Here is a 15,748-nt window from a genome sequence, read left to right on the forward strand (position 1 = left end):
ACTATGAAATACTTAGCCCCATTCTTTATTACTCTTTAAAACTAAAAATAGTACGAATAAACCTGACATGATAGTAAATACATTAGAAGCTTCTATTCCCTGTTCACTTTTTGCTTCTTTCTTCTCTTCTGGCTCTTCTTTTTTCTCTTTCTTTTTAGAAACGACTTGATTGTTATTTTTATTATCTTTATCTTTTTGAGCCTTCGCTTTATTTACTTCCTTGTTTTCTGTGAGAGGCTCTTTTATAAAATAAGTAATTTTTTCTTTCTCTTTCAATGGTTCTTTTATAAGATCGTTTACTTTCTCTTCTTTTTTTGGGATTTGAACAACTGGCGGTTTTTCTTCCAGAAGCGGGATTTCTACTTTCGAGTCTTCCTGCTTCTCAGTTTCTTTCTCATCCGTTTCTTTCTTATCCTCTAATTTATCTTCATTCTCTCGTTCTTCTATCTTTTTATCATCTTCTGTTTTTTGCTCCAAAACAGAAACGATATACTCACTTTCCTCAACCAGTTTATTGCCGGCCGCATCCACTATCTCTACAAGTAATTCGTATGAGCCAATTGGCAACGCATCCGTTATTTCAAATACCTTTTGCCAATCCATATCGCGCTTATTGTAATCTAATAAAAATGTAGTCTCTTTATTTTCTTTCCCCTTTAATGTCACGCGGACCTCTTTCACAACCGATTCTTTGTCTGCTGCCTTCACTCGCACACGTATAGAATCGCCTTGTTTCCGTCCAATTACCTTCTCTTTCGCTTCATCAATAGTAACTTTATGTAACTTCGGCAATTCTTTATCTATAGTCGGTGTTTCATTATTTATACGAATGAGCGGGACTTTCACTTCATTTTCAGTGAGTTCTTCTTTCTCATTTTCTTTATAGCTTTGAATGAGCTGCAGGTTCCAATCACCTTGCAAATCAAAAGTTTCGACCTTGTAGTTAGCAATCCATCGCTTTGTTTCCTCTTCATACTTAAACGATAGCATTCTTTCTTGTTCATACTGATCGCCGTTTTTTGGCAAGAACAAAATACCTTTTATACTTTGAACATTTTGCTCTTTCGGCTCTACAATAACCCGCACTTCTTCGCCAACTTTTAATTCCGGCTTATTTACTGTAATAACCCCTTCATCCGTCACTATCTTTTTTTCAACCTCTTGTTCATTTGCTACTTCTTGTTGTTCCTCTTTACCTTGATTCACTTCCACTTGCTCTGGCCGCTCTTGCACTTCTTTGTTTTCTTCTTGCATATTCACTTCATTTATTTTTTGAGCTGGCTCAATTTGTTCTTCCGCCTGACTTTGCAGAGGGACGAACAGACACATATGTATGAATAACCAGCTCATTAGAAAAAACTTTACGTTTTTCATCTACTAACTCAAACTCCTATTTCAACGACTTATAGCGATTTCGTCACTTTTACTCCGAAAAATCCATCTACATTTACAAGTTCACCATACGCCACTAATACATCATTTACATAAATACGAATTAGTTCGTCAATATCCTCATCTAGTACAACTGCTTCATTCTCTTGTAAACTTAAAATATCTTGAATTGTTTTCACTGTGCTTCCAAATACAAATTTCACGTTCATCTCTACATTTTGTAGGATGGATGTGTCCATGTATACTGGTTCCATTTGTTTTACTTCTTTAAATTCAATAGGTTGCACAACAGGTTCTACAATTTTTTCTTCTTCAATTTCTTCCGTAACAATCTCTTCTTCCTCTTCCACCATTGGATATAGAAGCCTTCTTACCATTTCTTTCGCTTCTGAAATCGGTAAAATTTGATACATTTTCGATTGAAGCAGGTCGCCAATTTCAAGGTTGAACGTAATTTGAACGAGTTCGTCCACTTTCATTGACTCTCCCAAATATTCCATTTCTTCTTTTAAGGTTACAAATTTAACATTTGGCGGTGTCATGTCCATTTTTTCTTGAAACATTTCTGACATCGCCGTCGCAGCATGCCCCATCATTTGGTTCATGATTTCTTTAATACCGCTCAGTTCTAATTCACTAAGCTCCTTCTCTGGATCAACTTCACCTGTTCCCATCATCATTAAATCTACCATTGTTAAAGCGACATCTTTCGTAAATACGAATACATTCTCATTCTTTAGTCCTTCAACAAAATCAACATTTAAAATAACAAACGGGACTGGTACTCCGTCATAATGACGAACATTGATTGATTCTACATTGGGCGTACTAATTGTAACTGGCTGATTTAATAGTGTTGATAATACTGTTGAAGCGGAACCAATTGAAATATTTGCAATTTCACCAAGGACATCTTTCTCTTCTTGTGTTAAATGCTCTTTTTCAATTTGTTCTTCTACAATCTCCGTTTCCACTACTTCTGCTGGCTCGTCTTTTTCTTCTACTCCACCAGATAATTGCATTAATTTATTTACCATTTGTTTCGCATGTTCAACTGAAACAATTTGCACAAGTTTAGAGTTTACAAGATTATCTATCTTTAAATCAAACGATACTTTAACAATCGTTTGATTCCCATCAATCTCAGAAATTTTCTCCATTTCTTCTGATAACTTTACAACTTTAATTGTCGGCGGAGACATATCTACTGTATCTTGAAAGAATTCTGACATAGATGTAGCTGCGAACCCCATCATTTGATTCATCGCTTCTTGCACAGCACTTAGCTCTAATTCACCAAGTTCTTTTCCGTCTTCCACTTCACCTGTTCCCATCATCATTAAATCAGCAATGGATAATGCAACATCTTGCTTAAGGACAAGAAGGTTCTCCATATCTAATCCTTTTGTAAAATGAATGTTTAATACAACGTGTGGAACTTCGACGTCGCTTGAATCATATAAATCTACCAATTCTACGCGAGGAGCAGTAATGCTTACTTGCCTATTTAAGATTGTTGATAATACAGTCGAAGCTGAACCAAATGATATATTTGCAATTTCGCCAAGAATATCGCATTCTTGCGGCGTTAAATGCTCATTTTCTTTTTCTAGCACAATTGTGCTCGTATCCCCTTTTGTGTGTTGCTCAGGCATTTTCTCTGCCTCCTCATTTCTGTTTTTCTATCAAATGATATAAACTCTCATTTTATTTTAACAAACTTATTATATAAAACGTTAATATGTATTTATTCCCATTTTTAGATTAGTAACGATTAACCAAAAAGCTCCCCAATTGTATACAAGTGGGGAGCTTTCCTTCATTCCTATTATAAACCTTCTGGGTTTAAAATGAGGACCACTCGTCCATCACCGAGAATTGTCGCACCAGAGAAATAATTAGAACTCTCTGCAAAGAAGTCACCTAATGACTTTAGGACTATTTCTCTTTGACCGATAATTGTGTTTACAATAAGTCCATAGCTGCGATGTGTATTACGAACAATTAACACAGGAACCATTTGACCATCATATGACGCAAACGCCTCATCTACTGTTTTCTCACCAAATACAGTACTTAAATGCTTCACTTCAATAATTTGATTACGGTAATTTAACACATCTTTTCCTTGTAAGGATTGGATGTCTTCTCTCTTAATCCGAATTGCTTCAACAATATTACCAAGAGGGAAAGCATAACGTTTATCATTCGTTTGAACAAGCATAGATTGAATAATGGACAACGTTAATGGAAGTTCAATTCTAAATGTACTACCTTTTCCTTCTTCAGAATCAATAATTAAATGTCCACCTAAACTATGAATCGTATGTTTCACAACATCTAATCCAACACCACGCCCAGAAAGGTCTGATACAACTTCAGCTGTACTAAATCCTGGTTGGAAGATTAAATCAAATACTTCACGGTCCGTTAATTTATTTGCCTCAGATTCTGTTACAACACCATTTTTAATCGCTTTTTCTAATACTTTTCCTTTATGAATACCGTTTCCGTCATCCGTAATTTGAATTACAACATGATTTCCACTATGGAATGCTTCTAATTTAATCGTACCTGTCTCATTTTTACCTGCATCACGACGTTGTTCAACAGTTTCAACACCGTGATCAATTGCATTACGGATTAAATGAACGAGTGGATCACCGATTTCATCAATAACAATTTTATCAACTTCAGTGTCTTCACCTGTAATTTGTAAATCGATTTTTTTCCCTAAATCTTTCGCTAACATACGTACCATACGTGGGAAACGATTGAAGACTGTTTCAATTGGTACCATACGCATGTTTAGTAGTACATTTTGAATATCTTTTGAAATATCGCCTAATCGATTTAAATGCTCAATTAACTCCTTATTTTGAATCCTTTGTGCCAATTCATCAATGCGCCCACGTTCAATTACACTTTCTTCAAACATATTCATTAATCTTTCGATTTTTTCTAATTGAACACGTATGGAACGATTTTCCACTTTACCATTTTTCGTTTTTGCAGTGCTTTTAGCTGGTGTAGCACTAGCAGGTTGCTTCGATACTTCTTTAGTTGATTCCACATGCGTAGCTGCTTGTATATCTTCCTGCACGGCTTCTTGTGTACCCAATTCTTTCGAGACTACTTCTTTTAATGTATGTCCTTGCTTCACTTCTACTTTCTCAATTTCAGAAACATGAAGCACTACTTGTTTTAATTCTTCTTCACTTTGATCAGTATCCATAAATACTGTGAACTCAAACCCGAAAGCATCTGCTTCAATTTCTTCAATACTTGGAACTGTTTTTTGTACATTACCTACATTTTGCAGTGCTTCAATACACATAATTGCGCGTACTGCTTTTAAAATAGCTTGTTGCTCAACAGTTATATGCACTTCATGTGAAACTGCATCATCATTATTTATAAGTTCTTGCTCAATATATTCCACAGGAGTTTCTACATTGCCATTCAATAATGCTTCTAATTTCTGCTTAGTTGTAATCACATCAATATTGCCCATTCCGCCTTGTTGCACATCTGCAACCATCTTCTCTAAATTATCAATGCACTCAAAAATCACATCAATAATCTCCGCATGTACAACTATATTCCCATGACGAATTTCATCTAAAACGTTTTCCATTTTATGCGTTAAATCCGCCATTTCCGTAAATTCCATACTCGCTGACATACCTTTGAATGTATGGGCTGAGCGGAATATTTCTCCCACAACATCCATATCGGCAGGATTCTGTTCTAACGTTAGCACATTTTCATTTAGCGATTGTAAATGTTCTTCTGATTCCTCAAAAAATATATTTAATAGATCTGTTTGCATTTTAATCCCCTACCTGTCTAACAAACATTTCATTTATGTATAACAATTTAGTGTTTTAAAACAAGAAAAAAGGGGGCCACACGCATATCCGCTATCAATGTTTAGATTCCTTGTGGCACCCCTTCTATATTAGCTGTTTGCTACTTTTGTTAAAGCTTCAATTACTCGATCCGCTTGGAATGGCTTTACAATAAAGTCTTTTGCTCCACCCTTAATTGCATCTAATACCATACCTTGTTGTCCCATTGCAGAACAAATAACAACTTTTGCACTTGAATCAATTTTAATAATTTCTTTTAATGCTTCAAGTCCGTCCATTTCTGGCATAGTAATATCTAATGTTACAATATCTGGTTGAAGTTCTTTAAACTTCTGAATTGCTTCTACTCCATTCTCTGCTTCACCAATAATTTCAAATTCAGAATTACTTTTTAATAAGTTTTTAATCATCGTTCGCATAAACATCGCATCATCTACAACTAAAATTTTATGTGCCATTCTTTTTAATTCTCTCCTTCTATGTATAAGTATATCTTAATATTTCATCTTATCATTCTCACTCATTATACAAAATAAAATGATAAAATTTAATATTTTTTAAAAAGAATTTTCGTATTTTTATTATTTTATTATTAAAATGATAATATACTATTCTTTTATGTAAATGACAACGCGACGGTTTTTCTCCCAATTTTGCGGTGAATCATTTGGTACAACTGGCTTTGTGTCTGCATATCCTACCGCAGCTAGCCTTTTATCATCCACATTATACACTTCGATTAAGTGGTGAATCATATTTGCTGCTCTTGCTGAAGACAACTCCCAGTTAGAAGGGAATTTGTCATTATGAATAGGTCTACTATCTGTATGCCCTTCCACAACAATCGGATTTGGTACGGATTGGAAAAACCCAACTAATTGACTTATTATCTCTTTCGCTTCTGGTTTAACGTTCGCGTCACCCGTATCAAATATTAAATTATCTACTATAACGACGCTTACTCCCGTATCCTCTCGATATACATTCACTTGACTAATACCGTTATTATCTACATATGCTTTTAACTTTTTATATAATTCGTCCATTCTCTTTTTAGAGACCATTTTTTCATCATTTTTTTCATGTGAAATATCTGGTATTGTATTTTCCATTACTTTTGCATCTACTTGCTCCACATCACTAAACTTTTCAAGCATCTTCGACAATTTTACTTCATCCTGCTTTGATGTAGCAACTAGTAATACAAAGAAAGTTAATAATAACATCGTTAAATCTGTAAAAGTTGTCATCCAACGAGGCGATCCCCTTTGCGGTCGTTTTATCATCACCTTACCACTCCTTGAAATATTAGGCTGCTCGTTTTACTTTTTTTATCTTTGTTTCGTATACGTATGTATCCAGTTTTAACTTTAATTTAGAAGGAATTTGTCCACGATACAATTCTGAAATTGCTTCAATAACAAACTTCTTCTCTGTATATAAATCCTCAATACCACGATACACTTTTTCAGCAAGAGGGATTGCAATCATATTTGCAAGTACTGATCCATACAATGTCGTTAACATCGCAACTGCCATCCCTGTACCAATTTGCGATGTATCTTGCAAGTTTTGAAGCATAATGATAAGACCGATTAAAGTCCCTATCATGCCCCAAGCTGGAGCGAAATCGCCAATTTTATCTAATAACGCTGCTCCTTTTCTTAACTCATATACTTCTGTTTCAATATCTTTCATTAATACTTCTTTTAATTCATCTTCATCGTAACCACTTAACATTAATCGAATTCCTTTTTGAATAAAAGGATTGTCTACTTGCTCTCCATCAACTTCTAAAGAAAGCAGGCCATGTTTTTTAGACTTTTTCGAAAAATCAACGAACAAATCCGTTAACTGTTCTAAATCTGCTTCTCTTCTATGTAAAACAGTAAAAATACTTTTCGTATATTTTTTTATTTCTCCAAATCGATATGCCACAACAATTGTCGCTGTTGTTCCCCCTATGACAATTAAAATAGATGAAACATCTAAAAAGTTTTTAAAAGCTTTTATTCCACCGCCACCAATCATAATTGCCGCTATCACTATAGCAAAACCTACTATAATGCCAACTGGGCTAGAAATGTCAAACTTCCTTTTTCTTCTTTGTGGTCTAGCTAATCCTTGATTTTCGTCTCCCATATTCCTGCCCTTCCCTTTTCATTTTTATAAAACATTTTTTTATTTTAATAATGCGTTTTCACATATAATATGTATTATACGCTTATCATCTATTTATCGCAATATACTCATAGAATTGACACATTTTATTTCCATATTAGAATTACAGTATAGAAATATGAGGAGGATCACGATGGAACATAACATTTTACAAATCATTGCACTAGCAGAAAAACTAAAATATGAAATGCGACATAGCTGGCTTTCTAATGGACGTCAAGAAAGTGTTGCTGAACATACATGGCGCATGTCTCTAATGGCCATTTTAGTTGAGCCTTATTTAGATCAAAAAGTAAATATTGAAAAATTACTTAAAATGGTTATTATTCACGACCTAGTCGAGGCAGAAGCTGGTGATATTCCTGCTTTTGATACAATGAATAGTCATGAACTACAATTACAAAAACAAATAAATGAGCAAGAAGCCATTTTAAATATTAAACGCACATTAAAAGGTTCTCTCGGTAAGGAATTATATGATTTATGGATGGAGTTTGAAGCGAAAGAAACGTACGAAGCAAAAGTTGCTAACGCACTTGATAAACTTGAGGTGAAAATTCAGCATAACGAAGCTGATATTGATACGTGGCTACCAATCGAGCATAAAATGACATTCCAAGTAGCAAAGCATACAAACTTTGATTCTTTCCTATCTAAATTACAAAAACTCATCGAGCAAGATGGAGAAAAGAAATTACTAGCTGCCGGCATTGACGTTGAAGCTTGCAAAAGATAATGAAATAAGACACTCAATATGAGTGTCTTATTTCATTATTGTTGATACAGCCTGCTTGTAAATAAGTTGTTGTTTTCCATCAACTAACATTAAAACAGTAAATTTGTCTATCGCAACAATTTCTCCTATTATTCTAACGCCACTCTTTAAAAAGATTGTAACAATACCTTTTTCTTCTTTTATTTGTTTATACAGCTCTTCTTGTAAATGTTCCAAATACTGTTCTCTCCTTTTTTTATGGAATATCTTAATATAAAAAACTACAAATTATTTATTTATGTACTTTATCTTTTACATTCATAAACTTATTAATTAGTATATCTAAATCTCGGCTAAATAACAAAACTTTATCATGATCCAACCCGTGTCTAGCAACAAGTTGAATTAGCTCTTTCTTTTTGTTTTCTATTTTATTATGTAATTTTCCCATCTCCATCTCTTTACTAAAACTCCCTTTTCCCATAATATTACTTGTAAAATTATAGTACAAATCCTCTCATAAAAAAATATAAAAATGGTTTTTTTTACAATTTTTATATTTTTTTATGAACAAATTGCAAAATATATAACGATTCATTCATACATCTCTAGCTCAATATACACTTAAAATGACCACACAGGCGTTTGTCTAATTACAAAAGAGACTGGCTCCTTTTCCACACAAAAAACATACTGTATACAGTAGTCCATGAATTATATAGATTAACTTATTTAAAAGGAGGAAAACATATGAGCTATGGTGGAAGTTGCGCTGGTTTCGGCGGTGGATTTGCTTTGCTAATCGTACTATTCATCCTTCTAATCATCATCGGATGTAGCTGTTGGGGTGGCGGCGGATACGGATACTAATATATCCTATCCTTAACAAATGAACGAAAAACTATACGAAAACAGCTCATATTTGAGCTGTTTTTTCATACTTTCGTATGAATTTATATCCCTCTTATTTGTGATTTCAACTAACAAAATATCGTTTACTATGGAATAAGAAACATTTTTATTAAGGAGGATTACCAGGATTAAAGGTCTTTACGAAGCGCATTTACCCGTCCGTAACTTAGAGAAATCAATATCTTTTTATGAATCACTTGGACTGAAATTATATAAAAGAGGAGATGATATTGCTTTCTTTTGGATTAAAGAAAATGAAAGTTGGCTCGGTCTTTGGGAAAGCACAGAATACAAAGTGAATTATCACCCCTCTTTACGACACATAGCCTTTCAAGTAAGCTTACATGATTTAGAAAATGCGATACACTGGTTAAATCAAAAAGGAATTTCAGCACGAAAAGACTTTGGAATGGAACCAATTGAACCAATTGTTTTTCCAGAATTAGCACATGCCGCCGTATACTTTAACGATCCTGATGGAAATAGTTTAGAATTGATTGCACAATTACCTGTTGGACTTTCTACAGAAGAGAAAGTGTATGTAAGCGAATGGAAAAAACAAGTTCAAGCATCATCATTACATAAAGATTAATCCTTTTATGTCAGTTTCTTATTCCGCACTATTTAAAACAAATAATAACTTCAAAAAACTATTTTACGGTCAAACATTAAGTGTACTTGGGGATTGGTTTCACACTGTAGCTTTATTAACATTCGTCTATAGCATAACGGAATCTTCATTTATGATCGCACTTACTTTTATAAGTAAAGGTTTACCCCAGCTTCTTCTTAGCCCTTTCATTGGCGGAATTGTAGATCGTTTTTCTAAAAAGAATATTATGATTTTTACCGATATTTTACGAGGCATGCTCGTCCTCACTTACTTATTTGCACCATATAAAATTGAGATTATTTTCATTGCTAATATATGGTTATCTGTACTTTCTTGTTTATTTGAGCCGGCTAAACAAGCAACTTTAAAGAATATCATATACCAAAATCATTTCGTAACTGCGAACTCTCTTTCTAGTACAATGAATGGTTTTATATCTATTATGGGGGCTTCTTTAGGCGGAATAGTTGCACACTCTTTCCATATTGAGTTCGCTTTTTTAATGAACAGCTTGTCGTACTTTATTTCAGCCTATTTTATTTATAATATGAGTATCTCTGCTCATGATACTTATAACAGGAAAAAAACATTTTTTACTGTTATAAAAGATGGTTATACATATTGCAAACAAAAATCATTTTAATATTAATTCTTGTCGGCATTTCATGGGGCATTATTGGAGGTGCTTATCAGCTGCTTCTAACAATCTATGCTGAAAAAATTTTCCACACTAACATTGGAGTTTTATATTCGGTTCAAGGGGCTGGGCTTATCATCGGCAGCCTCCTCGTTAATCTTTATATCTCTCATAATAAAGAGAAAATGAAAAAAGCATTTGGTTGGGCCTATTTCCTACAAGGAATTTTCTTTCTCGGATTCATTTTATCTAATCAACTTATTATCGGTATCATTACATTGCTCTGTATGCGCATAGCAGGAGGCATCATCGTTCCACTTGATACGACATTACTTCAAACTTACACGCACGAAAATATGATTGGTAAAGTTTTTTCATGTCATTACTCAATTTATGGTTCGCTTATACAGTTATCTATGTTCATTACAGGGTGGCTATTAGAAATCCTTTCTCCTCAAATTATTGGTAGTTTTCTAGCTATATGTTGTATTTTAGTTAGTTTTATATGGCTGTTTTTATTTTATCGCGGGGAATTTAATGAGGAATCTACCTCCAATTAATAGCATGTTTATGTACATGCTATTTTTATTTATGTCGAAATATAAAGGAAAAAGATGATTTATTTCCCTTACGTTCTAATTTTTTAGAATGTACAATAAATTTAGATTATAAGAAAGGGGATGCCATAATGTTTGACGATAGACTTACTATTTCAGCTGAGCAGCAGAAGCTCATTTCTAATGCAACTCGTATTCAAATCCTTCACCTTTTAAAAGACGAAGCACTCACTGCAAAACAAGTAGCTACTAAACTAAACAAAACTGCTGGAAGCGTACATTATCACGTTCAAATTTTATACGATGGAGGGTTGCTTGAATTAGTAGAAACGAAGGAAAAACGAGGGATTATTGAAAAATATTATAAAGCAAAAGCAGCTCACTTCTATATTGAAGAGAGCGGCACAGAAGGAACGAATACAGGTAGTCATATTGTATCTCATCTATTTTTAACTCCGGAGGAATTACAACAGCTGACTTGGGAGATTACACAAGTTTTATTACGCTGGGAAAACAAAACCGCTCGTCAATCAAACTCTGAAGAAGAATATGCTATTTCCTGCAAGATTAAAAAACAATGAAAGAAAGGGCCATTTGTTCATGAAAAATAAATTATTATTATTGTCAGGAACAGGAATTTCTCGTTTAGGTGATTTTATGTATCTTATCGCTCTAAACTTAATGGTGTTAAATAGCACAAACTCCCCTGCTGCTGTAGCAGGATTATGGATTGTAGGTCCAATTGCCACCGTTGTTACAAAAATATGGTCTGGTAGCATAGTAGATCGATTAAACAAACGGGCCATTATGCTCACCACAGATATAATTCGAGCATCTCTCATTGGGTGTATTCCACTATTTGATTCTATTTGGGCCATTTATATTTTTATCTTTTTGACTCGTATTGCTACATCATTTTTCGATCCAGCTTCATTTTCTTATAAAACAATGCTCATACGAGCTGAAGAACGCGCTCAATTCAACGCTTGGAATAACTTTTGTACAAGCGGGGCTTTTATTATCGGTCCAGCCCTTGCTGGAATACTTCTCACCACGTACTCAGCATCCTTTGTTATTTACTGCAACTCACTTTCCTTTCTACTTTCTACCATTCTCATTTACTTCTTGCCGAACATTACATTACAAACAAAACAAAACGAAGAAGTTGCAAATACTTTCGTACAAACATTACGAAGTGATTGGAAACAAGTTTTTTCATTCGCTCGAACTGAAACTTACATCATTCTTATATTCGTTTTATTTCAAGCGACTATGCTTATTTCTATGGCGCTCGATTCACAAGAAGTTGTATTCACAAATCAAGTACTGTTTTTATCCGAAATGGAATATAGCATGCTTGTTAGTATAACTGGTGCTGCTTATGTTTTCGGTTCATTTCTTGTTTCTCTCTTTGCCAAACTATTACCAATTCAACATTGTATCGGACTCGGTATGATTTTCACAGCAATAGGCTATGTAATTTTCGCCTTTTCAAATTCATTTATAGTTGCAGCAGGCGGTTTCATTTTACTTGGCATTTCTTCATCATTTGCTGGTACTGGCTTTATCACATTTTATCAAAATAACATCCCTGTACATATGATAGGACGTATCGATAGCGTGTTTGATTCCATAAAAAATTTCATCCAAATCTTTTTCGTTTTAGCAATTGGGGCATCCGCACAATTTCTTTCTGTTCAAATTACTGTAATAAGTAGCTCGTTACTCATTCTTTTCCTTTCCTGTTTATTAGCACTCCGAGTAATGACTCCTTCACGTGAAAAGTATTTTAAAGCTACAGAATCGTCATTAGAATATTAACTGCAACATAAAAAGCGGCTATTTTGCCGCTTTTTTCCCGTATTAAAAGATAGTAAGCCCCCCACTGATTAAAGTTTCTCTTTATGTTAAAATATGCATTGGATCTAATTATGTAGGAGGGCTATTTTGGAGATTATATTCATTTTTATATGTATTATATTAGTAGCTTCTATTTTACAAACAAGTACAGGTTTTGGCTTTTCTATTATGGCAACCCCTTTCTTACTCATGTTATTTCTACCACAAGAAGCTATACAAATAAATATCATTTTATCATTAATTATTTCCATATCACTCATTTGGAAAATAAGAATGGACATTGATTTTATTCTACTGAAAAGGTTAATTTTCGGAAGTATAGTTGGTGTACCTTTTGGTATTTTCATTTTCATTACCATTAACATCAACACGTTTAAATTAGCAATTAGCATCCTGCTCTTACTATTAACGTTGATGCTAATATGCAACCTTAAGATTAAATCAACAAAATCTAGAGATTTCTTAGTGGGCGGATTATCCGGTCTTTTAACGACAAGTATCGGTATGCCAGGACCACCCCTGTTACTGTACTTTACAGGAACCGATACGAAAAAAGAGAAATTGAGAGCAACTACTTTAGCTTTTTATCTATTTATATATTTCATTAGCCTACTAACTCAAATACTCTTTACTGGTACAAACAAAACAATTTGGGAATCAAGTTTTTACGCTATTCCAATCGTATTTCTAGGTTTGTATATAGGCCAAATTATTTTCAAATGGCTTAATCAACGGATTTTCAAAATATTTACGTATATCCTTTTGAGTTGCACAGGTATGTATCTTCTTATTGAAAGTTTGCATTTGTTATAAATAAGTTTTTCAGGATAAAAAGATTAAAGCTTCCTTCATATTTTCTCCTCCAAAAAAGGCAAACCTGCATTCAGGTCTGCCTTTTTACTCATTTCTTATTAAGTCCTTTTTCACTTAAAAACTCTTTCATATGCATTCTTTTTTCTTTGGACATAAATGAGCTCATTGATTCCGTCCATGCTACGCTTTTCTTGTTTGATGATCTTTCTTTATAATACGCACTCATCGTTTCATCGTATTCATTTAATAATTCATCATATTTCTTTTCATCATATCCATTTTCATGAAGGATTGCTGCTACTGGTAAACGCGGTTTCACTCCATGATCTTCATCTGGTACACCGACTGTCATTCCGAATACAGGATATACTTTATCTGGTAAATGAAGCAATTCACTCACTTCTCTCGGATTATTACGAATACCACCAATATAACAAATGCCGTACCCTAACGATTCTGCTGCTAACGCTAAGTTTTGCGCAAAGAGTGAAGTATCTACCGTTGCTACGATAAAGTCTTCTACTCCTTCATGCTTTATCTCTGTGCTATGTTTTTCACATGCCATTTCAAGTCGTTTTAAATCTGCACAACAAACAAAGAATGCTGCGCAGTCTTTCACGTGACGATTTCCAGATAGCTCTGCTAATTTAGCCTTTAGGTTTTGATCTGTTACATATATAACAGAATAGGCTTGTACAAAATGTGAGGAAGCCGCATGCTGCGCAGCTTGCACCATTCTTTCTACTACATCTTTCGGAATTGATTCTTCTTTATATTTACGAACTGAAACGTGTTGCTCCATCTTATGTATGATCTCATTCATGAAAATCACTCCTTTTTTCTCTTCATAATGAAAAATTAACACATCTTTTTCAATATTCACAACTTATAAGCACAAAAAGAGCAATTCTTTTTAAATTGCTCTTTTTAAAACGTTTATCAATACGGTAAATGAAATTATATCAACGATTTTTCGAATATATCAACGATTCGACAAGGGATATCAACTTACCGACAAATAACGATAGATTCACATCATATTATTTCTTATCTTATTACGCCGTTTTCAAAACTTTAATACCTTTTACGATATTCCAAATGAAGTAGTAAATTCCTACAAGAATGAACACTGCATATGTGATCATCATTCCAATTCCAGCACCGTCAGATTGATTGAATCCTAAACCGTATATTCCTGATATCGCTAATCCTCCGAATAAAATTGCGTACGGGAAAATATGTGACCAAAATGCTTTTTTCGCGTGGTATTTCACTTCATCCTCTGCAACGAAGTACACGATAATTGGTAGTAAAAATGGTGCAAAAAAGATACTAAAGTAACATAGTGAAGATAATATATTATTTCCTTTCATCCGATTCACCTCTAAATAGTTTTTGTTATCTTCATTATGTCAGGAATCTATTCCAGAAACTATCGCTTTACCTTTCATGAACATGACATATTTGTAAGATTTCCCTCAAAAATAATCCCGCCTGGACTTCCAGACGGGATTACTTTTCTCTATATTCGATTCATAAACCAATACTGCGTAATGGCTAAATACTCTCGTATATTCGATGAAATGACAATTCGCCTCGGCGTTTCGGCTGATAGCCCTTCTAATTGTAAACCTTGTTTTGCTGCTATTTTTTTCGCTCTAAACATATGGAAATCGTTTGTTACGATCATTCCTTTTTTCATATTGTCCGGAATTAAAGGTTTTGAGTATTTAATGTTCTCATCTGTACTCGTTGACTTATCTTCCATTATAATGCGTTCTTCTGTAATTTTTAGTTTCATTAATCCATTTTTCATTGCTAATGCTTCTGAAATATCTTCTCCTTTTCCTTTCCCTCCAGACACAATAGCGATTGTTTTCTCATGTGATTTTAAATACTCAGCTGCTTTATCAATACGGTATTGCAATGAGTAAGATGGTTTCGTCCCGTTTACCTTCGAGCCTAACACAATTATATAATCCGCATCGTAGGTGGCATTCATATGCCCATGCTTATAAATGTTATATTGTAAAAATCCCGCATAAACAGCGCAAACCATTATGATCGCTATAATATATTTAATTATTTTCTTCTTTTTCATATCTGTATACTCCTATGTTTTTTGCTTCTTTCATCATAATATCCATTTATTTGTTTGTATACAGACAAATTCCAATTCACCCTAATTTATCCTCT

At 33.8% G+C, this 15,748-nt stretch carries 17 protein-coding genes and 1 pseudogene; 7 read left to right on the plus strand and 11 right to left on the minus strand.

What is annotated here, in order from left to right; translation table 11 throughout:
* Positions 1 to 12: 12 nt before the first annotated feature.
* From V7S50_RS03880 to V7S50_RS03905, 6 genes are all read right to left on the minus strand, one after another.
* Positions 13 to 1,374 (minus strand): transglycosylase, encoded by a 1,362-nt coding sequence (locus V7S50_RS03880; protein WP_242251271.1) that lies wholly within the window; start codon positions 1,372 to 1,374, stop codon positions 13 to 15.
* Between the two features lie 29 nt (positions 1,375 to 1,403).
* The gene (locus tag V7S50_RS03885; RefSeq protein ID WP_242251270.1) at positions 1,404 to 3,047 is read right to left on the minus strand and encodes a flagellar motor switch protein; all 1,644 of its coding nucleotides are present in this window, start codon (positions 3,045 to 3,047) and stop codon (positions 1,404 to 1,406) included.
* A 173-nt stretch (positions 3,048 to 3,220) separates the two neighbouring features.
* Complete coding sequence (locus V7S50_RS03890) at positions 3,221 to 5,224, minus strand: chemotaxis protein CheA (RefSeq protein ID WP_242251269.1); 2,004 nt, start codon at positions 5,222 to 5,224, stop codon at positions 3,221 to 3,223.
* Between the two features lie 129 nt (positions 5,225 to 5,353).
* Positions 5,354 to 5,722, minus strand: coding sequence for a response regulator (locus tag V7S50_RS03895; protein WP_000940570.1), 369 nt, complete (start codon positions 5,720 to 5,722; stop codon positions 5,354 to 5,356).
* 150 nt (positions 5,723 to 5,872) lie between these two features.
* On the minus strand, positions 5,873 to 6,550 hold the full coding sequence (locus V7S50_RS03900) for an OmpA family protein (RefSeq protein WP_242251268.1): 678 nt from the start codon (positions 6,548 to 6,550) through the stop codon (positions 5,873 to 5,875).
* Positions 6,551 to 6,572: 22 nt separating this feature from the next.
* Positions 6,573 to 7,406 (minus strand): flagellar motor protein MotP, encoded by an 834-nt coding sequence (locus V7S50_RS03905; protein ID WP_016088546.1) that lies wholly within the window; start codon positions 7,404 to 7,406, stop codon positions 6,573 to 6,575.
* 172 nt (positions 7,407 to 7,578) lie between these two features.
* On the opposite strand from V7S50_RS03905, the gene V7S50_RS03910 reads away from it, so the two are divergent.
* Complete coding sequence (locus tag V7S50_RS03910; RefSeq protein ID WP_242251266.1) at positions 7,579 to 8,181, plus strand: HD domain-containing protein; 603 nt, start codon at positions 7,579 to 7,581, stop codon at positions 8,179 to 8,181.
* 27 nt (positions 8,182 to 8,208) lie between these two features.
* Here the strand turns inward: V7S50_RS03910 and hfq are convergent, their stop codons facing one another.
* Both hfq and V7S50_RS03920 read right to left on the minus strand, forming a co-directional pair.
* The gene (hfq, locus tag V7S50_RS03915; RefSeq protein ID WP_000400657.1) at positions 8,209 to 8,397 is read right to left on the minus strand and encodes an RNA chaperone Hfq; all 189 of its coding nucleotides are present in this window, start codon (positions 8,395 to 8,397) and stop codon (positions 8,209 to 8,211) included.
* 55 nt (positions 8,398 to 8,452) lie between these two features.
* Positions 8,453 to 8,671, minus strand: a complete 219-nt coding sequence (locus V7S50_RS03920) for an aspartyl-phosphate phosphatase Spo0E family protein (RefSeq protein WP_002096752.1) — start codon at positions 8,669 to 8,671, stop codon at positions 8,453 to 8,455.
* Between the two features lie 239 nt (positions 8,672 to 8,910).
* Here V7S50_RS03920 and V7S50_RS03925 point away from each other — a divergent pair, with 239 nt between their 5' ends.
* The 6 genes and pseudogenes from V7S50_RS03925 to V7S50_RS03950 all read left to right on the plus strand — a co-directional run bounded on the left by V7S50_RS03925 (position 8,911) and on the right by V7S50_RS03950 (position 13,552).
* Complete coding sequence (locus V7S50_RS03925) at positions 8,911 to 9,030, plus strand: YjcZ family sporulation protein (RefSeq protein WP_000120179.1); 120 nt, start codon at positions 8,911 to 8,913, stop codon at positions 9,028 to 9,030.
* A gap of 169 nt (positions 9,031 to 9,199) precedes the next feature.
* Positions 9,200 to 9,664 (plus strand): VOC family protein, encoded by a 465-nt coding sequence (locus V7S50_RS03930; RefSeq protein WP_242251908.1) that lies wholly within the window; start codon positions 9,200 to 9,202, stop codon positions 9,662 to 9,664.
* Between the two features lie 7 nt (positions 9,665 to 9,671).
* A pseudogene (locus tag V7S50_RS03935) lies at positions 9,672 to 10,882 on the plus strand (MFS transporter).
* A 128-nt stretch (positions 10,883 to 11,010) separates the two neighbouring features.
* Positions 11,011 to 11,460 (plus strand): ArsR/SmtB family transcription factor, encoded by a 450-nt coding sequence (locus V7S50_RS03940; RefSeq protein WP_063224090.1) that lies wholly within the window; start codon positions 11,011 to 11,013, stop codon positions 11,458 to 11,460.
* Between the two features lie 19 nt (positions 11,461 to 11,479).
* The gene (locus V7S50_RS03945) at positions 11,480 to 12,700 is read left to right on the plus strand and encodes an MFS transporter (protein WP_242251264.1); all 1,221 of its coding nucleotides are present in this window, start codon (positions 11,480 to 11,482) and stop codon (positions 12,698 to 12,700) included.
* Positions 12,701 to 12,826: 126 nt separating this feature from the next.
* Complete coding sequence (locus V7S50_RS03950) at positions 12,827 to 13,552, plus strand: sulfite exporter TauE/SafE family protein (protein ID WP_242251263.1); 726 nt, start codon at positions 12,827 to 12,829, stop codon at positions 13,550 to 13,552.
* An 88-nt stretch (positions 13,553 to 13,640) separates the two neighbouring features.
* Here the strand turns inward: V7S50_RS03950 and nfsA are convergent, their stop codons facing one another.
* From nfsA to V7S50_RS03965, 3 genes are all read right to left on the minus strand, one after another.
* Positions 13,641 to 14,375 (minus strand): oxygen-insensitive NADPH nitroreductase, encoded by a 735-nt coding sequence (nfsA, locus tag V7S50_RS03955; RefSeq protein WP_048561285.1) that lies wholly within the window; start codon positions 14,373 to 14,375, stop codon positions 13,641 to 13,643.
* A gap of 232 nt (positions 14,376 to 14,607) precedes the next feature.
* Positions 14,608 to 14,925, minus strand: a complete 318-nt coding sequence (locus V7S50_RS03960; protein ID WP_000678041.1) for a DUF4870 domain-containing protein — start codon at positions 14,923 to 14,925, stop codon at positions 14,608 to 14,610.
* 149 nt (positions 14,926 to 15,074) lie between these two features.
* Entirely contained in the window at positions 15,075 to 15,653 is a 579-nt protein-coding gene (locus V7S50_RS03965; RefSeq protein WP_242251261.1) for a YdcF family protein, read from the minus strand.
* Positions 15,654 to 15,748: the final 95 nt, after the last annotated feature.

It is taken from the genome of Bacillus sp. CCNWLW194 (assembly GCF_037120585.1).
In the GTDB taxonomy this organism is placed as follows: domain Bacteria; phylum Bacillota; class Bacilli; order Bacillales; family Bacillaceae_G; genus Bacillus_A; species Bacillus_A basilensis.